At 74.3% G+C, this 19,697-nt stretch carries 17 protein-coding genes; 10 read left to right on the forward strand and 7 right to left on the reverse strand.

The window, feature by feature from the left end:
* Window positions 1–8: 8 nt before the first annotated feature.
* From ABZ312_RS34540 to ABZ312_RS34555, 4 genes are read right to left on the reverse strand one after another with little or no spacing between them, the layout of a single operon-like run.
* On the reverse strand, window positions 9–920 hold the full coding sequence (locus ABZ312_RS34540) for an NAD-dependent epimerase/dehydratase family protein (RefSeq protein WP_500321767.1): 912 nt from the start codon (window positions 918–920) through the stop codon (window positions 9–11).
* Window positions 917–2,065, reverse strand: a complete 1,149-nt coding sequence (locus ABZ312_RS34545) for a GNAT family N-acetyltransferase (protein WP_500439443.1) — start codon at window positions 2,063–2,065, stop codon at window positions 917–919. The genes ABZ312_RS34540 and ABZ312_RS34545 overlap by 4 nt, the downstream gene beginning before the upstream one ends.
* A complete protein-coding gene (locus tag ABZ312_RS34550) occupies window positions 2,062–3,303 on the reverse strand; it encodes an aminotransferase class I/II-fold pyridoxal phosphate-dependent enzyme (RefSeq protein WP_500321763.1) in 1,242 nt (413 codons plus the stop codon). Before ABZ312_RS34550 ends, ABZ312_RS34545 begins: the two co-directional genes overlap by 4 nt.
* A 16-nt stretch (window positions 3,304–3,319) precedes the next feature.
* Complete coding sequence (locus ABZ312_RS34555; protein ID WP_500321761.1) at window positions 3,320–4,555, reverse strand: cytochrome P450; 1,236 nt, start codon at window positions 4,553–4,555, stop codon at window positions 3,320–3,322.
* A 580-nt stretch (window positions 4,556–5,135) separates the two neighbouring features.
* On the opposite strand from ABZ312_RS34555, the gene ABZ312_RS34560 reads away from it, so the two are divergent.
* The 7 genes from ABZ312_RS34560 to ABZ312_RS34590 all read left to right on the forward strand — a co-directional run bounded on the left by ABZ312_RS34560 (window position 5,136) and on the right by ABZ312_RS34590 (window position 11,092).
* Window positions 5,136–6,248: an LLM class flavin-dependent oxidoreductase gene (locus ABZ312_RS34560; protein ID WP_500439444.1), complete on the forward strand. Its 1,113-nt coding sequence runs from the start codon at window positions 5,136–5,138 to the stop codon at window positions 6,246–6,248.
* Window positions 6,245–6,877, forward strand: a complete 633-nt coding sequence (locus ABZ312_RS34565) for an FMN reductase (RefSeq protein ID WP_500321759.1) — start codon at window positions 6,245–6,247, stop codon at window positions 6,875–6,877. The genes ABZ312_RS34560 and ABZ312_RS34565 overlap by 4 nt, the downstream gene beginning before the upstream one ends.
* Window positions 6,878–6,885: 8 nt before the next feature.
* Window positions 6,886–7,209 (forward strand): GNAT family N-acetyltransferase, encoded by a 324-nt coding sequence (locus ABZ312_RS34570; RefSeq protein ID WP_500321757.1) that lies wholly within the window; start codon window positions 6,886–6,888, stop codon window positions 7,207–7,209.
* Between the two features lie 128 nt (window positions 7,210–7,337).
* Window positions 7,338–8,327, forward strand: coding sequence for a pirin family protein (locus tag ABZ312_RS34575; RefSeq protein WP_500321755.1), 990 nt, complete (start codon window positions 7,338–7,340; stop codon window positions 8,325–8,327).
* Window positions 8,324–8,692, forward strand: a complete 369-nt coding sequence (locus ABZ312_RS34580; protein ID WP_500321754.1) for a tetratricopeptide repeat protein — start codon at window positions 8,324–8,326, stop codon at window positions 8,690–8,692. Before ABZ312_RS34575 ends, ABZ312_RS34580 begins: the two co-directional genes overlap by 4 nt.
* Before the next feature lie 151 nt (window positions 8,693–8,843).
* A complete protein-coding gene (locus ABZ312_RS34585; RefSeq protein ID WP_500321753.1) occupies window positions 8,844–9,566 on the forward strand; it encodes a VC0807 family protein in 723 nt (240 codons plus the stop codon).
* Between the two features lie 119 nt (window positions 9,567–9,685).
* Window positions 9,686–11,092 carry a carboxylesterase family protein gene (locus tag ABZ312_RS34590; protein WP_500439445.1) on the forward strand — a complete coding sequence of 469 codons (1,407 nt, stop codon included), beginning with the start codon at window positions 9,686–9,688 and terminating at the stop codon, window positions 11,090–11,092.
* Between the two features lie 921 nt (window positions 11,093–12,013).
* Here ABZ312_RS34590 and ABZ312_RS34595 read toward each other — a convergent pair.
* Window positions 12,014–14,236: an MMPL family transporter gene (locus tag ABZ312_RS34595; RefSeq protein ID WP_500439454.1), complete on the reverse strand. Its 2,223-nt coding sequence runs from the start codon at window positions 14,234–14,236 to the stop codon at window positions 12,014–12,016.
* Between the two features lie 309 nt (window positions 14,237–14,545).
* Window positions 14,546–15,757 carry a pyridoxal phosphate-dependent aminotransferase gene (locus tag ABZ312_RS34600; RefSeq protein WP_500321748.1) on the reverse strand — a complete coding sequence of 404 codons (1,212 nt, stop codon included), beginning with the start codon at window positions 15,755–15,757 and terminating at the stop codon, window positions 14,546–14,548.
* Between the two features lie 104 nt (window positions 15,758–15,861).
* On the opposite strand from ABZ312_RS34600, the gene ABZ312_RS34605 reads away from it, so the two are divergent.
* Both ABZ312_RS34605 and ABZ312_RS34610 read left to right on the forward strand, forming a co-directional pair.
* Window positions 15,862–16,476 (forward strand): winged helix-turn-helix transcriptional regulator, encoded by a 615-nt coding sequence (locus ABZ312_RS34605; RefSeq protein WP_500321994.1) that lies wholly within the window; start codon window positions 15,862–15,864, stop codon window positions 16,474–16,476.
* A gap of 18 nt (window positions 16,477–16,494) precedes the next feature.
* The gene (locus tag ABZ312_RS34610) at window positions 16,495–17,286 is read left to right on the forward strand and encodes a class I SAM-dependent methyltransferase (protein WP_500439446.1); all 792 of its coding nucleotides are present in this window, start codon (window positions 16,495–16,497) and stop codon (window positions 17,284–17,286) included.
* Here ABZ312_RS34610 and lepB read toward each other — a convergent pair.
* Window positions 17,283–17,954 (reverse strand): signal peptidase I, encoded by a 672-nt coding sequence (lepB, locus tag ABZ312_RS34615; RefSeq protein WP_500439448.1) that lies wholly within the window; start codon window positions 17,952–17,954, stop codon window positions 17,283–17,285. The genes ABZ312_RS34610 and lepB overlap by 4 nt on opposite strands.
* A 111-nt stretch (window positions 17,955–18,065) precedes the next feature.
* Between lepB and ABZ312_RS34620 the strand changes: the two genes are divergently transcribed.
* Window positions 18,066–19,541 carry a glycosyltransferase family 39 protein gene (locus tag ABZ312_RS34620; protein ID WP_500439449.1) on the forward strand — a complete coding sequence of 492 codons (1,476 nt, stop codon included), beginning with the start codon at window positions 18,066–18,068 and terminating at the stop codon, window positions 19,539–19,541.
* Window positions 19,542–19,697: the final 156 nt, after the last annotated feature.

Here is a 19,697-nt window from a genome sequence, read left to right on the forward strand (position 1 = left end):
CGGGGCGGTCAGCGCTTCAGGGCGCCGCGCAGCCCCTCGGGCAGCGTGACGGCGGGCCGGTACGGGAGGCGGCCGCCGGGGGCGCAGGTCCACGCGGGGTGCAGCGCTTCGGCGACCTTGTCGGGGTTGAGCGCCGACGAGCTGCCGAACAGCCGTGCCGCGGCCATGGCCAGCGGCCCGGGGATGTGCACCACCCGCGGCGCCCGGCGCCCGAGCGCGGCCGCCACGGCGGCGCCGATGTCCTCCCAGCGGTGCTCGGTGCCGTCGCAGACGTGGTACGTGCCCACGTCCGTCGTGCCGGGGTCGGAGGCGGTGATCAGCGCCCTGCACAGGTCGTCGACGTGGATCAGCGAGTAGTGCCGCGGCCCGGGCCGGCCGACCGCGGGCAGCAGGCCCGTACGCACCGCCGCCACCAGCCGCGGCAGGAACTCCGGGTCACCCGGGCCGTAGACGATCGGCGGCCGGACCACGACGGCCGGCAGCCGGTCCGCCGCGTCCCGCACCGCCCACTCGCCGCCGAGCTTGCTGCGCCCGTACGCGGAGACCGGCTCCGGCGGCGCGTCCTCGTGACGCCGCCGCCCGGGGCCGGAGGCGGCCAGCGACGAGCAGTACACCAGGCGCGGCGGCACGGCGGCGACCGCGGCCGCCTCGCACAGCCGCCGTGTGCCGGCGGCGTTGACGGCGGCGTAGGCGCGGGGGTCCCCGGCCTTGGTGACCCCCGCCAGGTGGACGACCCGGTCCACGCCCCGCAGTGCGACGGCCAGCCCCTCCCCGGTGGCCAGGTCACCGGGCACGCTGCGGGCGCCGGGCACGTCGCGGCCGCCGCGCACCAGCGCGGTCACCTCGTGGCCGCGGGCGGTGAGGTGGCGTACGAGGTGGCCGCCGATGAAGCCGGTGGCGCCGGTCACGAGGTACCTCACCGCAGGCCCCCGCCGTCGCGCTCGTACAGCCGGTGCGTCCTGAAGTGCACCCCGCCCATGGCCTGCGCGTGCCGGTTGGAGCCGCGGTTGTCCTCCAGGATCCAGGACAGGTCGGTCTCGGTGTAGCCGAGCCGGAACGCGGCGCGCTGCGCGTCGGCGAGCAGCACCGCCACCAGCCCCCGGCTGCGGTGCTCCTTGCGCACGCCCGAGGTGCCGCCCCTGACACGGGTGATGCGCCCCATGGCGCGGCTGATCCGCAGCATGCCGACCGGCAGTCCCCAGGTGGTGAGCCTGCCCCGCGCGGTGCGCAGCGCCTGGTTCACGTCCGGCACCCACAGCGTGAAGGCGGCCGGCTCGCCGTCCACCTCGGCGATCCGCACCAGCTCCGGGTGGACGACCGATTTCAACTGTGCGGCCATGTGCAGGAACTCGGCGTCGGTCAGCGGCACGGAGGCGTAGTTCTCGGCCCAGGCGTCGTTGTAGATGTCCTTGATGACGGCCATGTCGGCCTCGTAGCGGTCCGGGTCGAGCGGCCGCACCCGCACGGCCGGGTCGGCCAGGGTGCGCGCGGCGACCCGGGCGATCGCGGCGGGCGGCTCGCCGTCGGGGGGCATCGGCACCAGCCAGGACAGCAGATCCTTGGCCTTGCCGAAGCCGCAGCCGGTCAGCAGGTCCGCGTAGTACGGCGGGTTGTAAGGGATGCCCACGCTCGGCGGCCCGTCGAAGCCGTCCACGAGCAGTCCGCACTCGTCGTTGACGGAGAAGCTGAGCGGGCCCAGCATCCGGGTCAGCCCGCGCCCGGCCAGCCAGTCGGCCACCGCGTCGAACAGGGCCCCGGCGGCCTCCAGGTCGTCGGCGCACTCGAAGAGCCCGAAGTGACCGCACTTGTAGTCGTGCCGCTCGTGGAAGCGGGGGTCGGTGACGGCCGCGATCCGGCCGACGGTGCGGCGCCCCCGGCGGGCGAGGAAGAGCCGCGCCTCGGCCGTCTCGAAGAAGGGGTTGCGGCGCGGGTCGAGGAAGGCGCGCACCTCGCGCTCCAGCGGCGCGACCCAGTGCGGTTCGTCGCGGTAGAGCGCGTACGGCAGCCTGATGAAGGCCGTCGTGGCGGCGCGGTCCTCGACGGGGGTGACGGTGACGGCGTTCACCGGGCCACCGCCTGGGCGGGCAGGTCCGGGACGAGGCCGACCCGGCGGCCGGCGGCCGCGAAGGCGCCCAAGATCCGCTCCAGATGGGCGTCGGAGTGCGTGGCCTGCACGGTCACCCGGATCACGCAGCGGCCCTCGGGGACGGCGGGGGCACCGACCGCGTTGGTGAACACGCCCTCGTCGAGCAGGGCCTGCCACATGCGGGCGCACACGGTCGCGTCCCCGATGAGGACGGGCACGACCGGGGTGACCGAGTCGCCCGTGTCGTAGCCGAGCGCGCGCAGCCCCGCCCGCAGCGCCTCCGCGAGGGCGAGCACGCGCCGGCGCCGCCAGGGCTCGGCCGCGGCGATGCCAAGCGCGGCGATCCCGGCGGCGAGGGCGGCCGGCGGCATCGACGCGGAGAAGAGGATGGAGCGGGCGCTGTAGCGCAGGTAGTCGATGACGTGCGCGGGACCGGCGAGGAACCCCCCGGTGGAGCCGAAGCACTTGGACAGGGTCCCGGTGAACAGGTCGACCCGGTCCATGAGGCCGAAGTGGTCCGCGACACCGCGCCCGCCAGGGCCGAGCAGCCCGATGTCGTGGGCGCCGTCGACGACGAGGCGGGCGCCGTGCCGGGCGGCGAGCTCCGTCAGCTCGGGGAGCCGGCACAGGTCGCCGTCCATGGAGAACATCCCGTCGGTGACGACGACCTTGCCCGCGGCCGGTTCCGCGGCCGTGGCCTGCTCCAGGAGCGTGTCCAGCCGCACGGTGTCCGAGTGCGGGTACAGGACGCGGCGGGCCGCGCCGAGCCGGATGCCGTCGACCAGCGAGGCGTGGTTGGACATGTCGCTGAAGGCGATGTCGCCGCGGCCGAGCAGGGCGGCCACGGCGAGGTTCGCCTGGAAGCCGGTGGTGACCACGGCGGCCGCCTCGGTGCCCAGGAAGTCCGCGATCCGCTCCTCCAGTTCGCCGTGGAGGGGGAGGGTGCCGTTGAGGGTGCGCGCACCGGAGCAGGAGGCGCCGTAGCGGGTCAGCGCCTCGGCCGCGGCCGCCGTCACCCGGGGGTCCGTGGACAGGCCCAGGTAGTCGTTGCAGCCCGCCATGACGACGTCCCGCCCCTCGACGACGGCCTCCCCGTCGCCCGCCATGTGCAGGGATCGGTAGAAGGGCCGGACGCCCGTCTCCACCATGGCCCGCACGAAGGTCGACGACGACAGGTCCTTGCGGAACGCGTCGGTGGCGTCCTGGATTTCGGTCACTGGCCTTCGGTCTCCCTTAGGTGAGGGGCGAGTGGATGGTGAGCCGGGCGATGTCGGCCATGCTCGGCCCGGTGTGCCGCACCGGCGGGGCGGCGGCCCGGGCGCCGGGCAGCTCGCGGGCGAAGGCCCGGGCGAAGGCGAGCGCCTGCGCGCGGGCCAGATGGGACCCGAGGCAGTAGTGCAGGCCGCCGCCGAAGGCCAGCAGCCGCTGCGCCGGCCGGTCCGCGTCGAAGACGTGCGGGGCGGGGAAGCGCGCCGGGTCGCGGTGCGCCGCGCCGATGAGCGCGTGGACGACGCGTCCGGCGGGCACCGGGCGGCCGCCCAGCTCGGTGTCCGCGTCCGCCACGCGGGTCACGACCCGTCCCGGCGGGTCCCAGCGCAGCAGTTCGTCCGTGAGCGGCCCGGCGAACCCCGGGTCCTGGCGGATCCTTTCGGCAGACGCGGGGTCGGTGATCAGCGTCAGCGCCGTGCCGGCCAGCAGGGCGGCCGTGGTGGGCACCCCCGCGGAGAACAGCGTCAGCAGCAGATAGCGGGCCCCTGCCGGGTCCTCGGCGGCCCACCGGGACAGCAGGTCCCCCGTGGGGTGCCGGCGGCGCTCGGCCAGCGCGCGGTCGTACGCGTCGAGCAGGGACAGCGCGGCGGCGTCCGCCCGCCGTACGACGCTGGGCGGTGCGGCGAGCTCCTCCACGCGCACCATGGCGGCGCTCTCGGCGGCGAGCCACCCCCGGTCGATCCACTCCGGCAGCCCGGCCATCTCCGCCAGGACCGCGGTGGGCAGCGGCCGGCAGACCCGGGCGACGACGTCGGCGGCGCCGTCACGGCGCACGGCCGCGGCGAACTCCCGCACATGGCGGTCGGTGAGCGGCTCCACGAGCCGCTCCGCCGCCTCCCGCACGACCCGCGGGGCCAGCACCGCGTTGAGCGGACGCCGGCGCGCGGTGTGCTCCGGCGGATCCTGCTGCAGGGGCGTCTCGCACAGCCCGACCGTGCTCTCGCTCTCCCGCCACCCGGGGCGGTGGGCGTCGCGCCACCGGGCCCCGAGGGTGAGCCACTCCCGCCCGGTCAGCACCTGCCGGCACTCCTCGTACCCCGTGACCAGGAGCGCGCCCCACGGCGTCGGCACGAGCGGGCCTGCCGCGGCGAGTGCGTCGTACGCCGTTGCGAGCGCCTGCGGCTCCACGGCTCTGCGCCACTGCCGGACGAGGCCCGCCGCGGAACGCGCGTCAAGGGCGGTGGGCTTCGGGGACAGCATCACGTGGCTCATGTGTCAGGAAACGGACTTCGGCTCGGAGGCAGGAGGGGGAGCGTCGCGGGGCGCACGGGGCGGCGTACGCCGGACTGGCGCCCCTGAGAGTGCTCTGCCGGAGGTGTTCCGATCCAGTCACATAGGCACTTTTCACCCACCCGTGAACGTAATTCGCCTTTCCCCCGCGCGGTCCGCTACGGTCGACCGTCCGTGTCCGGACCGCCCCGTGTCCCCCGCAGGTGCCATGGGCGCGGATGCGTGTACGGCGTATCCGTGACGGGGATCGCCGGCGGTGCCCCCGCCGGCGGGGAAGCGATGTGCCGGGCGGACCGTGGGGCCGGTGCCCGTGGTCAGCGCCCGATGGGGCCGCTCGCATCCGTCGAGGCCGCGCCGCCCGCTCGCGACCCCCTTGCGCTGCGATCGGGGCCTCCCGCGCCCCGCACGTCTGCCGTGCTGGTCACCGCCACCTGTCGCACCGCCGCCCGGGGTGGCGCCGGGGGAGGAATAGCCCGATGAGGCATCTCGTTGGAAGGGGTGGTTGAATAATCAACAACATATCGTGAGACGACGGAGGAGGGTGAAGCCGGTGCAGTTCGGGATCTTCACTGTGGGTGACGTGACCATGGACCCCACGACCGGCAGGGCGCCGACCGAGCACGAGCGGATCAAGGCCATGACGGCGATCGCGCTCAAGGCCGAGGAGGTGGGCCTCGACGTCTTCGCGACCGGTGAGCACCACAACCCGCCGTTCGTGCCCTCGTCCCCGACGACCATGCTCGGCTGGATAGCCGCCCGCACGGAGAGGCTGATCCTCTCCACCTCGACCACGCTGATCACCACGAACGACCCGGTGAAGATCGCCGAGGACTTCGCGATGCTGCAGCACCTGGCCGACGGCCGCGTCGACCTGATGATGGGCCGCGGCAACACCGGACCGGTCTACCCCTGGTTCGGGCAGGACATCCGGCAGGGCATCCCGCTGGCGGTCGAGAACTACGCGCTCCTGCACAAGCTGTGGCGCGAGGACGTCGTCGACTGGGCCGGCCGCTTCCGCAGCCCGCTGCAGGGCTTCACCTCCACGCCCCGCCCGCTGGACGACGTGGCCCCCTTCGTCTGGCACGGCTCCATCCGCTCGCCGGAGATCGCCGAGCAGGCCGCGTACTACGGCGACGGCTTCTTCCACAACAACATCTTCTGGCCGGCCGACCACACCAAGCGGATGGTCGAGCTGTACCGCGCGCGCTACGCGCACTACGGCCACGGCACCCCGGAGCAGGCCATCGTCGGCCTCGGCGGCCAGGTGTTCATGCGGAAGAACTCGCAGGACGCCGTCCGCGAGTTCCGGCCGTACTTCGACAACGCGCCGGTGTACGGGCACGGTCCGTCGCTGGAGGACTTCACCGAGCAGACCCCGCTGACCGTCGGTTCGCCGCAGCAGGTGATCGAGAAGACGCTGGGCTTCCGCGAGTACGCCGGCGACTACCAGCGCCAGCTGTTCCTGATGGACCACGCGGGACTGCCGCTGAAGACCGTGCTGGAGCAGCTCGACATGCTCGGCGAGGAGGTCGTGCCGGTGCTGCGCGAGGAGTTCGCCAAGGGCCGTCCCGCGGACGTGCCCGAGGCCCCGACGCACGCCTCGCTGGTCGCCCGCCGTGACGCGAAGGTCCTGGAGGAGAAGGAGAAGGAGGCCGCGAAGTGACCGCCGCACCCCTCAAGCTCGTGGTCGTCTCGGCCGGCCTGAGCACGCCGTCGTCCACGCGGCTGCTCGGCGACCGGCTCGCCGAGGCCGTACGCCGGGCCGTCGCGGACGGCGGCCGCACCCTCGACGTGCGGGTGGTCGAACTGCGCGACCTGGCCGTGGACATCGCCCACAACATGGTCACCGGTTTCCCCGGTCGCGCCCTGGCGGACGCCGTCGCCGCCGTCACGGAGGCGGACGGCCTGATCGCGGTGACGCCGGTCTTCTCGGCCTCGTACAGCGGGCTGTTCAAGTCGTTCTTCGACGTCATCGACAACGACGCGCTGGCCGGCAAGCCCGTGCTGATCGCCGCCACCGGCGGTACGGCCCGGCACTCGCTCGCGCTGGAGCACGCCCTGCGGCCGCTCTTCGCCTACCTGCGGGCCGTGGTCGTCCCGACCGCCGTGTACGCGGCCTCGGAGGACTGGGGCGGCAGCGGCGACGCGCTCACCGACACCCTGCCGACCCGTATCGTGCGCGCGGCGGGCGAGCTGGCGGCGCTGCTGGTGACGCGGCCCCCGGCCCCGGTGACCGCGGCCGATACGGTCGTTCCGTTCGCACAGCAACTGGCCGCCCTGCGGCCCGAGTAGGAGAGACGATGGCACTGCGCGTCGCCGACAACCCCGGCAAGTCCCGTTTCGAGATCTTCGACGCGGCGGAGGAGGGCGGTGCCGAGGAGGTGGCCGGCTTCGCCGAGTACCACCTGTACCGGGACCAGATAGCGTTCATTCACACCGAGGTGGACCCCCGTTTCGGCGGTCGCGGGCTCGGCGGCGCCCTCGCCCGGGCTGCGCTGGACGCGGCCCGCGAGCGGAAGCTCGCGGTGCTGCCGTTCTGCCCCTTCATCCGTGCGTGGATCGGCAAGCACCCTGAGTACGTGGACCTGGTGCCGGAGGGCGAGCGCCCGCGCTTCGGCTTCTGAGGCCGGCGGGGTCTCCGGGGGCCTCCACGGCAGACGGCGGGCGGGCCGGAATGGATTCGGTTGGTTGAATGTTAAACCGACCGTGCGAGGCCCGGACCGGGCCCGCCGAGACTGCCGAGGAGGGCGTCATGCCTGCCGTGACCGTGGAGAACACCCTGCTGCTGCCCCGTGTCGCCGGGCCCGACCCGCTGACCGCCGAGCAGCGCCCGGTGCGCAGGGTGACCGCCGCCCCTCAGGGCTTCGAGGGCGAGGGCTTCCCGGTGCACCGCGCCTTCGCCGGTGTGCCGACGCGGGAGCTCGACCCCTTCATCCATATGGACCAGATGGGTGAGGTCGAGTACGCGCCGGGCGAGCCCAAGGGCACGTCGTGGCACCCGCACCGCGGCTTCGAGACCGTCACGTACATGATCGACGGCCGCATGGAGCACCAGGACTCGCACGGCGGCGGAGGCACGATCACCGACGGCGCCACGCAGTGGATGACGGCCGGCAGCGGCATCCTCCACATCGAGGCGCCGCCGGAGGAACTGGTCGTCTCCGGCGGGCTGTTCCACGGCGTCCAGCTGTGGGTGAACCTGCCGCGGGCGAACAAGTGGAACGCGCCCCGCTACCAGAGCATCGAGGGCCCGGAGGCGGCGCTGCTGTCCTCGCCCGACGGCGGCGCGCTGGTCCGCGTCATCGCCGGCGAGGTCGCGGGCCACGCGGGACCGGGGAGCACCTTCACCCCGATCACGCTGGTCCACGCCACCGTCAGTCCCGGCGCGCGCCTGGTCCTGCCCTGGCGGCCGGACTTCAACGCCCTGGCCTACGTGCTGTCCGGGCGCGGTACCGCCGGAGCCGAACGGCGCCCGCTGGACGCGCACCAGCTGGCCGTGTTCGGCAGCGGCGACACCCTGACCCTGGAGGCGACCGACCACCCCGACAGCCGCACCCCCGCCCTGGACGTCCTGATCCTGGGCGGCCGCCCGATCCGCGAACCGGTCGCGCACTTCGGCCCGTTCGTCATGAACACCAAGGCCGAGGTCATGCAGGCCGTCGAGGACTTCGAACGGGGCCGGTTCGGACGGGAGCCGGCCGGTCACATGCCGCACACCGCACCCGGAGAGGAGCTCGCGTGAACACCACCACCAACCACGGGTCCTACGCCGCCTACGAGGAGACCACGGCGGAGCGCTGGGCGCGCGCCGGGCTCTACTTCGAGGCCAAGGAGTACACCGAGGCGGCCCGGCTGCTCACGGCCGTCGTCGACGAGGTGCCCGAGCAGGTCGCCCCGCGCCTCCTGCTCGCCCGCGCCTACTACCACTCCGCCCAGCTCGGCCGTGCCGAGGAGCAGTTGCGCGTGGTCGTCGAGCGCGACCCGGTCGAGCACTACGCGCACCTGATGCTGGGCCGGACCCTCCAGCGGCAGGGGCGCGAGGCCGAGGCCGCGCCCTGGCTGCGGCTCGCCGCGGCCTTCGCCGGGGAGCTGCCCCCGGAGGACTGACCGGTGCCGGGCCCCGGACCGGGCCCCGGACCGGGGCCCGGTGGCACACGCGGCGCCGCCGCCCTAAAGCCTGGGCAAAGAGCCTGGCCGGGGCGGCGGCGCCGGGCGTATGTTCCCCTGCGGCTTCGGCAACTACTACGGGGGGAAAGCCGTGTCCGCACGTTCCGGCACGTCGTCCGCGCTCGGCTGGGCGCTCACCATCACCTTCAACATCGTCCTGCCCATCCTCACCTACGGCCGGCTCACCGACGCCGGCTGGAGCGAGTTCTCCGCCCTGCTCGTCTCCGGCGTGTGGCCGGTGCTCGACACCGCCATCACGCTCGCCTGGCGCCGCAAGGTGGACGAGTTCGCCGTCATCACCCTCGTGTTCCTGGTGATCACCGTCGTCGTCACCGTCGTGGGCCCGCACTCCACGCGCCTGCTGCTGGTCAAGGACTCCGCGGTCACCGGCCTGTTCGGAGTGGTCTGCCTGGCCAGCCTGCTCGCGCCCCGGCCGCTGATGTTCTACTTCGGGCGCAAGTTCGGCACCAACGGCACCAAGGAGGACGCCGAGCGGTTCGACGGCCTGTGGCAGTACGAGGGCTTCCGCCACGTCATCCGCACCATGACCGTCGCCTGGGGGGTCGGCTACATCCTCGAGGCACTCGCCAGGATCGGCCTCTCGTACAAGCTGTCGACCGCCACCATGGTGACGGTCAACTCGGTGATGGCGTACGCCGTCACCGGTGTCCTCATCGCGTGGACGATCCTCTACGGCCGGCGCGCCGCCGCCCGTGGCAAGGAGCGGGAACGGCAGGCCGCGGAGGCGGCGGCGGAGGCGGAGGCCGTCCGGGCCGGCGAGGCCGCCGGGGCGCCAGGCGCACCCGGGGCCTGACGGTAACCGCCGCGCATCGCGCACGTCCGGCGGTCCGGGCGGCATCGGGGGCACGTGCCGCCACGTCGGCCGGGGCAGGTCGTGGCCACCGGCCGGTCGTTGCCGGTAGACCGGCTGCCATGGACAGTGAGACCGAAGGACAGCGGCGGCCGGTGGTGGTCACGGAGCGCGGCTCCGTGCGCGGGGTGACCGGGGAGGGGGGCGTGGCGGCCTTCCGCGGGATCCCCTACGCGGCGTCGCCGGTGGACGCGTTGAGGTTCGCCCCGCCCGCACCGCACCCCGGCTGGGCCGGCGTGCGCGACGCGGCCCACGCCGGCCCCGAGGTGCCGCAGGCGCCGTCCCGGCTGGCGGTCGTCATGGGCCCGCGCGAGCCGCACGGGGACGAGGACGGCTGCCTCACCCTCAACGTGTGGGCGCCCGAGGGGGCGCTCGAGGCCGGTGCCGATCCCCGGGCGGTGCTGGTGTGGTTCCACGGCGGCGGCTTCACCACCGGCTCGGGCGGCTGGGACTGGTACGACGGCACGCGGCTCGCCGCCCTCGGCGGCATCGTCGTCGTCACCGCCAACTACCGCGTCGGCCCGCTGGGCTGGCTGTACCTGCCGGAACTCGGCGCGGACAACCTCGGCAGCCGGGACCAGGCCGCGGTGCTGCGCTGGGTCCGCGACAACATCGCGTCCTTCGGCGGTGACCCCGCGCTGGTCACGGTGGGCGGGCAGTCGGCCGGCGCGTATTGCGCGCTCTGCCTCGCCGTCGACCCGGGCACGCACGGACTCGTCCGGCGGATGCTCGCCGAGAGCGGGCCGTGGGGGCTCGCACCGCGGGAGCCCGCCGAGGCGGCCGAGGTCACCGCCGCCTATCTGCGGCTCCTGGGCGTCACGCACCCGCCGGAACTGCGGGAACTGCCCGCGGAGCGGCTCGTGTCGGCGTACGGGCGGCTGTCGGCCGAGCGCGCCCGGCCCGGCGACGTCGCCCCACCGATGCACCCGGTGCTCGGCGGGGCGGGCCTGCCCCGCGCCCCGATGGCGGCGGTGGCCGCGGGCGGCCTGGACGGCACGGACGTCCTGCTGGGCAGCACGCAGGACGAGATGACGGCCTTCCGTGCCGCCTCGCCCGCCGGCTTCCCCGACGCGGCCGGGACCGAGCGGGTCTTCGGGGCCGGGGTCACCGCGATCGCGGCCCACTGCGCCGAGCGGGGCCGGCCCGCGTACGCCTACCGCTTCACGCGGCGCCCGCCCGGGGACGACGGCACCCTGGGCGCCACGCACTGCGCCGAACTCCCCTTCCTCTTCGGCGATTTCGCGGCGTACGCCGACGCCCCGATGCTGGGCCCGGTGGACGACGCCGACCGCGCCCTCGCCCGGGCCTTCGGCGGGGCGCTCGCCGCGTTCGTGGCGACCGGCCGCCCGGACGGCGGGGAGGACGGGGAGGACGGGGACGGGGACGGCGGGGAGGGGCGCGGGCCGTGGCGGCCGTACGAGCCGGGGACGGCCGCCACGGTGAGGCGGTTCGGGCCGCCGGTTCATTAACTCTTCCGGGGGATCGCACAAATATTCGAACACGGGATACGCTGCGGGCATGTCGACTTCAGGCGATGAGCGAGACCTCTTCTCGGATCCCGACCGGACCGCGCCCCTCACGGCGCGCGGTCCGGCGCCCGCCCTCGACCCGTTCCGGACCCCTGGCTCCGCGGGCGCGTCCACGGCCCCGGCCGCGCGCGCGGTGGACGGCCCGGGGCGCGGGGCCATAACCCCGCGCCCCGGCGCCGAGCGCTGAGCCCGACCCCGCTGGGCGGCCTTGCGCGGACTTTCGGTGGGGAGTGGCCGCCCTGGTCACGCCGCCTCCGACAGGACGGTGAGGTACATGGGCGAGGCTCCGGCCGTCGGCCCGGCGCCGCGGCGCACGGTGCGGGACGAGTTGTCCGGCTCGCTAAACATCACCCTGCCGGGCGTTCACGCGGCCCTGGCCCGGGTGGAGGGCCCGGGGCTGCCGACCGCGACGATCGTCCGCGAAGGGGAGGCACGGGACCACGCCCAGGCCCCGGTGGGCACCCGCGCCGCGGGACGGCTGACCTTGACGGTCGGCGGCGACGCGGCCGGGCTGCACCTCGGGCCGAGGGGGCTGACCCGCTCCTCGTCCGGCGTCCGTGCCGAGCTTCCGGGCGGGGCCTGCCGTTTCGAACCGGTCAGCTCCCACAGCAGTGTGGTGTGGCGCGACGGGCAGCAGGTGGCCGCGTTCGGGAGAGCTCCCCGTCGCCGCAGGACGCCGCCGTGGGCTACCTGCCGGCGACCGCCTTCGGCACGGGTGCCGCGAGCACGGGCACGCTCATCGTCGAGGCCCTGATGGGGATGTTCGGCGCCTGCGGGCCCTGAGCCGGGTGGGGGTACGCCGGGGCCCGGCCCCCGTGGCGACGGGGGCCGGGCCGGAGCGTCCTCGTGGCGTCCGCCGGTTCAGCGGCCCACGCCGGAGGGTTCGACCGGTGCCGGGGCGGTGACCGGCCGCACCGGGGTGGGCTCGACGCCGGCCTCGTCGTGGGTCATGTCCGGCAGCCAGCCGAGCCACTTGGGCAGGTACCAGTTGCGCTCGCCCAGCAGGGCCATCACCGCGGGGAGCAGCACACCGCGGATGACGGTGGCGTCGATGAGCACCGCCGCGGCCAGGCCCACGCCCATCTGCTTCATGCTCTGCATGGACAGCGTGCCGAAGATCGCGAAGACCGCCACCATGATGACCGCGGCGCTGGTCACCACACCGGCCGTCGTCGTGATGCCGTGCCGGATCGCGCCCTGCGTGGTCAGCCCCCGCACCCGCGCTTCCCGGATCCGGGAGACCACGAAGACGTGGTAGTCCATGCTCAGCCCGAAGAGGATCACGAACAGGAACAGCGGCAGCCAGGCCACGATCGCACCCACGCCCTCGGCGCCCACCAGGCCGGCGCCCCAGCCGTGCTGGAAGACGATGGTGAGGATGCCGTAGGCGGCGCCCACCGACAGCAGGTTGAGCACGATCGAGGTGACCGCGATGGTCAGCGACCGGAAGGAGAGCAGCATCAGCAGGAAGGCGAAGGCCACGACGAAGGCGAAGACCGGGGGAACCGCGTCGCCGATCTTGTCGGTGAAGTCCATCGAGGCCGCGGTCGAGCCGCCGATGGGCGCCGTGACGCCGGCCACCTCGCCCAGGGTGCCCGGGCGCACCTCGTCGCGCAGGACCTTCAGCGAGGCCTCGGCCCTCTCCTCGTCCGTGCCGCCCGTCAGCGGCACCTTGAGGACGGCGACGCCCGCCTTCTCGTGGAGCTCCGTCTCCACCGGCCCGGGGGAGGCGCCCTTGGCCACGGCCTCCCGGGAGAAGGCGTCGATGGCCTGACGGACCTCGGGCGAGGTGATGTCCGAGGCCTTGACGACCACCTGGGCCGGGTCCGGGCCGCCCGGGAACGCCTTGTTGATGTCCTCGTACGCCCGCACGACCGGCAGGCCGTCGCCCAGTTCCTGGCTCAGCGTCAGGTTCGCGGTGTTCAGGCCGACCGCCGGGACGGCCAGCGCGACCAGTGCCCCACCGGCGACCGCCGCCGCCACCACCGGGCGGCGCAGCACGCCCGCGAGGACCGCCCGCCAGATGCGGGACTCCCCGCTCGGCCCCTTGCCCCGGCGGCGCAGGAAGGGGATCCGGCCCTTCTCGACCCGTTCGCCCAGCAGGGACAGCAGCGCGGGCAGCACCGTCACCGAGCCGAACATCGCCACGGCCACCACCATCATCGTGGCCAGGCCCATCGCCTTGAAGTCGCCGATGCCGGTGAAGAGCATGCCCGCCATCGCCACGATCACCGTCACGCCGGAGACCAGCACCGCCCGGCCGCTGGTGGCCGCCGCGATCCGCAGCGCGGTCTGCGCGTCGTGTCCCGCCTCCCGCTCCTCACGCTCACGCCGCAGGTAGAACAGGCAGTAGTCGACGCCGACCGCCAGGCCGACCAGCAGCATCACGGAGTTGGCGGTGTCGCTCATGTGCACCCCGTGGCTGACGACGGCCACCAGGCCGGTCGTCGCGAGGAAGGCCGTCATCGCCAGCGCCACCGGAAGCAGCGCCGCCACCAGCGCGCCGAAGGCGATCAGCAGGATGCCGAGCGCGACCGGCAGAGCCGAGTACTCGGCGCGCTGGAAGTCGCTGCCGAAGGCGTCGTTGAAGACCTTCTCCGAGCTGGCCTCGCCGAACTGCTCGACCTTCAGGTCGCGGTGCCGGTCCTGGACGCCCTGGACGGCGTCGACGACCGGCTCGACCCGGTCGGGCGCCGTCTGCGGGTCGCCGCGCAGGTCGAACCTCACCAGTGCGGACCGGCCGTCCTCGGAGACCGCTCCGACGTCGTACGGCGACTGGACGGAGGCGACCTCGCCGGTGCCCTTCACCGCGGCGACGACCTCCCCGACCACGGCCCGGAACGCCGGGTCGGTGGCCTTCAGGGAGCCCCCGGCCGCCTGGACCAGCACCATCTCACCGGCCGGCCCGTCGTTCAGCCCGGCGTCGTCCAGGATGGCCACCGCCTGCCCGAACTCCCCGGGCACCTCCTCCCGGTCCGTCAGGTCGACCCGCCCGGCCATCGAGCCGATGACCAGCGCGAGTACGACGAAGAGCAGCCAGCTCCCGACCGCCGTCCAGCGGTGCCGGGCGCTCCAGCCGCCCATGGCGGCGGCGATGCCCTGCCCGCGTACCGTCCCCGCGGTACGTGCCCTGCCGTGTGCGCTTGCCACGGTTGCGAACCCCCTCGAAGCCGGGCGGTGGAACCTCACCACCGCCTCGCCCTCGACGCTATGGGTCCACGGGACGGCACCCCATCCGGCTGACAGGTGAACCGGCGGAGGGTTTCTCCTCCCCAGGGAGTGGGGAAAACCCCCGCCCACGGGAGTGTTGCCTCCTACAACGACCGCCGTCGCGGTGCCCGGCCGCACGCTAACGGGATGCGACGGCCCCGGGGTGCGGCGCCCGGCCCCGGGCTACTGCCGGTAGCCCGCGAGGAAGCGGCCGATGCGGCTGATGGCGGCGTCCAGGTCGTCGGCGCGGGGGAGGGTCAGGATGCGGAAGTGGTCCGGGCGCGGCCAGCTGAAGCCGGTGCCCTGGACGACCTGGATCTTCTCGCGGAGCAGCAGGTCGAGCACGAACTTCTCGTCGTCGTGGATCCGGTGCACCTTCGGGTCCAGCCGGGGGAAGGCGTAGAGCGCGCCCTTGGGCTTGACGCAGCTGACGCCGGGGATCTCGTTCAGCTTCTCCCAGGCCTTGTCGCGCTGCTCGTGCAGCCGTCCGCCGGGCAGGATCAGGTCCTTGATGCTCTGCCGGCCGCCGAGCGCGGCCTGGATCGCCTGCTGGGCCGGGACGTTGGGGCACAGCCGCATTGAGGCCAGCATCGTCAGCCCCTCCAGGTAGCTCCTGGCGTGCTGCCGGGGCCCGGTGACGACCAGCCAGCCGGAGCGGAAGCCCGCCACGCGGTAGGCCTTGGACAGCCCGCTGAAGGTCAGGCACAGCACGTCGGGGGCGAGCTGGGCGGCCGAGTGGTGGACGGAGTCGTCGTAGAGGATCTTGTCGTAGACCTCGTCGGCGAAGACGACCAGGTGGTGCCGGCGCGCCAGGTCGAGCATGCCTTCGAGCAGTTCGCGCGGGTAGACCGCGCCCGTGGGGTTGTTGGGGTTGATGATGACCAGCGCCCGCGTACGGCTGGTGATCTTGGAGGCGATGTCGTCGAGGTCGGGGAACCAGTCCGCCTGCTCGTCGCAGAGGTAGTGCACGGCCTTGCCGCCGGCCAGGTTCGTCACGGCCGTCCACAGCGGGAAGTCGGGGGCAGGGATCAGCACCTCGTCGCCGTCGTCCACGAGGGCCTGGACGGCCATCTGCACCAGCTCGGACACCCCGTTGCCGAGGAAGACGTCGTCCACGCCGACGTCGGCGAGCCCGCGCTCCTGGTAGTGCTGGGCCACCGCCCGGCGGGCCGACAGGATGCCGCGCGAGTCGCTGTAGCCGTGCGACGTGGGGAGCGTGCGGATGATGTCCTGCAGGATCTCCTCGGGCGCCTCGAAGCCGAACAGCGCAGGGTTGCCCGTGTTGAGACGCAGGACGCTGTGCCCGGCCTCCTCCAGCGCGTTGGCGTGCTCGATCACCGGCCCGCGGATCTCGTAGCAGACGTCCGCCAGCTTGCCCGACTGCTTGTACTCCATGCGACGGCCTCCCGACCCGGTCCCGCGATCCTGCGCGGTACGCTGCTCTCCTTGGTTTTACCAAGTACGCGCTTGGAAAGTCCAACCACTTGTCTACACTGGGGATCATGCCGCGCCGAAGTTACGACCAGTACTGCGCCGTCGCCCGCGCCCTGGACACCGTCGGGGAGCGCTGGACGCTCCTGATCGTCCGGGAGCTGCTGGCGGGTCCCCGCCGGTACACCGACCTCCACGCCGACCTGCCCGGCGTCAGCACCGACGTCCTCGCCTCCCGGCTCAAGGAGATGGAGCGCGACGGCCTGGTCACCCGCCGCCGCCTCGCGCCGCCCGGTGCCGCGTACGTCTACGAACTCACCCGGCGCGGAGAGGAACTGCTCCCCGTGCTCGGCGCCCTCGCCGAATGGGGCGCGCCGGAACTGCAGGACCCGCGGCCCACCGACGCCGTCCGCGCGCACTGGGCGGCCGTGCCCCTCATGCGGCACCTCGCCGCGCTCCCCGGGGTCCCCGCCGGAGTGGTCGAGGTCCGCCTCGACGAGGGCGCCTTCCACATCGAACTCGGCGGTGGGACCCCCTCGTACGCCGACGGCCCGGCCAAGCGCCCCGACGCGGTGCTCGCCGTGCCCGCGGGCGCCGTCCGCGGCATCGCGGAGTCCCTGCGCGACGGCGGCGCCGAGGTCACCGGCGACGGGCCCCTCGCCGACGCCCTGCGCGGTGCCTGACCGCTGTACGGTGCGGGCATGGAACGTCGGCGCGTCGAACTCGGCCCGGTGCAGGAGACCCTGCTCATACCGCTGCACGCGAGGGCGGCCGAGACGCGCCGCAGGCGGCCGCTGACCCGCGACCCGCGGTCGGTCGAACTGGCCGGCGCCCTCGACTACGACATCTCGCGCATCGGCGGCCGGCTGAGGCTGCTCGGCCCGGTCTTCCGGGGCGTCGTCCTCGACGACTGGGTGCGCGAGTTCCTGGACGAGCACCCGTCCGGCACCGTCGTCGAGATCGGCGCCGGCCTGAACACCCGTTACGAGCGGGTCGACAACGGCACCGCCACCTGGGTCGAGGTCGACCTGCCGGACGTCATCGCGCTGCGCCGCGAGCTCTTCGCCGAGCACGCGCGCCGCCGCATGGTCGCCGGTTCGGCCGCGGAACCGGACTGGGCGGCCGCCGTCGTGGCGGCGCCCGGCCCCTACCTCTTCGTCTCCGAGGCCGTGCTCATCTACCTCACCGAGGCCGGGGCCCGTTCCGCCGTGGACGTCGTCCGCGACCGGTTCCCCGGATCGGTCCTCCTGATGGACACCGTCGGCTCCGCCGAGGCGCGCCGACCGCGCGCCGTCAACGTCGGCTGGAGCTGTGACGATCCCCGTGAACTGGCCGCGTGGGGCCTGCGGTTGCGCGACTCCCGCACGCTGTGGGACCTCCCGCCGCAGGCCCGCGCCCGGCTCACCCCGGGCCGCCGCGTCCTGAGTGCGCTGCTCGACCGCGCCTCGCGCGCCGGCGGTTCCCGGCTCAACCGCTTCGACGTCGGGGCCTAGGGCACCGGCGGAGCGGCGCCCCAGACCGGTGGTACGGCCGGGTGCCGTTCGCGGAGCCGGGCGACCCGGGCGGTGATCCCCAGGACGAGGCCCGTGATCGCCAGCGTGAGGCCGAGCAGCGCCGCCAGGGCCGGCAGCAGCGCGCTGCCGCGGTCCTCCAGAACCCGGGCCCGCACCCCGGCGGCGGGGAGGGTGCCCGACTGCTCGCGGAGGAACCAGCGGGAGTCCCTGGAGTCCGCGCGATGGTCGCCGAGCAGGAAGAGCCGCCCCTCGGGCACCGTGACGTCGAACGCGGGCGCGCCGCCCGACGGATCCCCGTCCTTCACGTACGGCTCGGACAGCTCCTTGCCGTTCACCGTCACCGGCCCGCCGCTGCGCTCCGCGACGCGGTCGCCGCCCGTGCCGATCACGCGCTCCAGCACCAGCCCGCCGTACCGGTCCTGCCCGTCGATCAGCACCACGTCGCCGCGCCGGACCTCGTCCCCGCCCACCCGCTCGAACAGGAGCCGCTCACCGGGGGAGTAGGTCGGCTCCATGGCCGCGCTCGAGACGGTGCCCGTCGTGTAGCCGGTCCGGGCCGTCACCACCGCACCGACCGCGAGCACCAGCCCCACCGGTCCGAGCACCCACGCCGCGATGCGCCGCCGTCTTCCCGCCGCCTCTGCCATGACCCCTCCCGAATCCGTGCACGGCACACTAGACGACCGCCGTCCGGCCGGAACCGTGGCCCCCCGGGCACCGCCCCGGTACCGTCGTCCGGGAACACCGGGGGGTGGGGGTTGTCCGCTACGCACGTCCGCGCGCAGGTGGCGTCCTTCGCCGCGGCGCCCGTTCTGGCGGTCGCGGCCGCGGTCGCCGCCGTGCTGACCGCGCTGTCCGGCCGTTACGGCTTCCACCGCGACGAGCTGTACTTCCTCGTCGCCGGCGACCACCCCGCCTGGGGATACGTCGACCAGCCCCCGCTCACCCCGCTCGCCGCCCGCCTGTCCACCGCGGTCTTCGGCGAGACGCCCGCCGGGCTGCGGGTGGTGGCCACCCTCGCCTGCGCCGCGACGGTCGTGGTCGTCGCCCTCGTCGCCAGGGAACTGGGCGGCGGGCGTCCGGCGCAGGTGCTCGCGGCGGTGTGCACGGCGGTCTCCGGCTTCGTCCTCGCCGTCGGCCACCTGGTCTCCACCGCCACCTTCGACGTGCTCGCCTGGATGGTCGTCTGCTGGATCCTGCTGAGGCTGCTGCGCACCGGGGACGGCCGGCTGTGGCTCGCGGTGGGTGCGGCCCTGGGCGTCGGCCTGGAGAACAAGTACCTGGTCGCCCTGCTGGCCGTCGCGCTCCTCGCGGCGCTGCTCGCCACCGGCCCCCGGCACGTGCTGCGCGGTTGGTGGCCGGTCGCCGGAGCCGCGGTGGCGCTCGCGGTGGCCCTGCCCGGCCTGTGGTGGCAGGCGGCGCACGGCTGGCCCCAGCTGACCGTCGCGGGCGGCATCAGCGCGGACGACGGCGCCGAGAACCGCGTCCTGTTCGTGCCCCAGCAGATCCTCTTCCTCTCACCGGTGTTCCTGCCGGTGTGGATCGCGGGCGGGCTGCGGCTGTGGCGCGATCCCGCGCTGCGCTGGGCCCGTGCCTTCGCCCCGGCCTACGTCCTGCTCGCCGTCCTGGTCGTCGCTTCCGGCGGCAAGCCGTACTACTGCCTGCCGTTGCTGCTCGTGCTGCTCGCCGCGGGCTGCGTCACGTCCGTCTCCCGGCCGCGCGCCATGTGGCCGGCCGTCGCGGTCACGGCGGTCATCAGCGCCCTGATCTCGCTGCCGGTGCTCCCGCCGCGCGGTGTGGCCGTCGTGAACGCCGTCAACAAGGAGCAGGGCGAGCAGATCGGCTGGCCGCAGCTCGCCGCCGCCGTCGCCGACGCCTGGTCGGACCTGCCCGCCGCCGACCGCTCCCGTGCCGTCGTCCTCGCGCAGAACTACGGCGAGGCCGGCGCCCTCGCCCATTACGGCCCCGCCCGGGGCCTGCCCGCCCCCTACTCCCCCCACATGAGCTTCGCCGCCTGGGGCCCGCCACCGGACTCCGCCACCGGACCGGTGCTGCTGGTGCGTCAGGAGGACGCCGACGGCGTCGAACGCCACTTCGCCGGCTGCCGCCAGGTCGGCCGCGTCGACAACGGACAGCACGTCGACAACGAGGAGCAGCACGCAGCGATCGTCCTGTGCACCGGCCCGGACGAACCGTGGTCGCGGCTGTGGCCGTCGCTGCGCCACTACTACTAGGCCGGTCCGACACGGGAGAAATGAAGGGGCGAGGCGGGGGCGCCGGGTTACGGTGGCAGCACTCGACGAACAGGCTCCCTGAAGGACGCCGCAGAACGGGAGCGGCCCGCACGGTCGGTCGTGCGGTCACGGAGGGGCGGCACCACTTGCCCCTGC

This window comes from Streptomyces sp. NPDC006207 (genome assembly GCF_040613835.1).
Lineage (GTDB): Bacteria > Actinomycetota > Actinomycetes > Streptomycetales > Streptomycetaceae > Actinacidiphila.

Coding starts and splice junctions, on each gene's coding strand:
- ABZ312_RS34570 (WP_500321757.1), top strand. CDS start 6,886: ATGGCACTGCGCGTCGCCGACAACCCCGGCAAGTCCCGTTTCGAGATC.
- ABZ312_RS34555 (WP_500321761.1), bottom strand. CDS start 4,555: ATGCTGTCCCCGAAGCCCACCGCCCTTGACGCGCGTTCCGCGGCGGGC.
- ABZ312_RS34600 (WP_500321748.1), bottom strand. CDS start 15,757: ATGGAGTACAAGCAGTCGGGCAAGCTGGCGGACGTCTGCTACGAGATC.
- ABZ312_RS34595 (WP_500439454.1), bottom strand. CDS start 14,236: ATGGGCGGCTGGAGCGCCCGGCACCGCTGGACGGCGGTCGGGAGCTGG.
- ABZ312_RS34610 (WP_500439446.1), top strand. CDS start 16,495: ATGGAACGTCGGCGCGTCGAACTCGGCCCGGTGCAGGAGACCCTGCTC.
- ABZ312_RS34590 (WP_500439445.1), top strand. CDS start 9,686: ATGGACAGTGAGACCGAAGGACAGCGGCGGCCGGTGGTGGTCACGGAG.
- lepB (WP_500439448.1), bottom strand. CDS start 17,954: ATGGCAGAGGCGGCGGGAAGACGGCGGCGCATCGCGGCGTGGGTGCTC.
- ABZ312_RS34575 (WP_500321755.1), top strand. CDS start 7,338: ATGCCTGCCGTGACCGTGGAGAACACCCTGCTGCTGCCCCGTGTCGCC.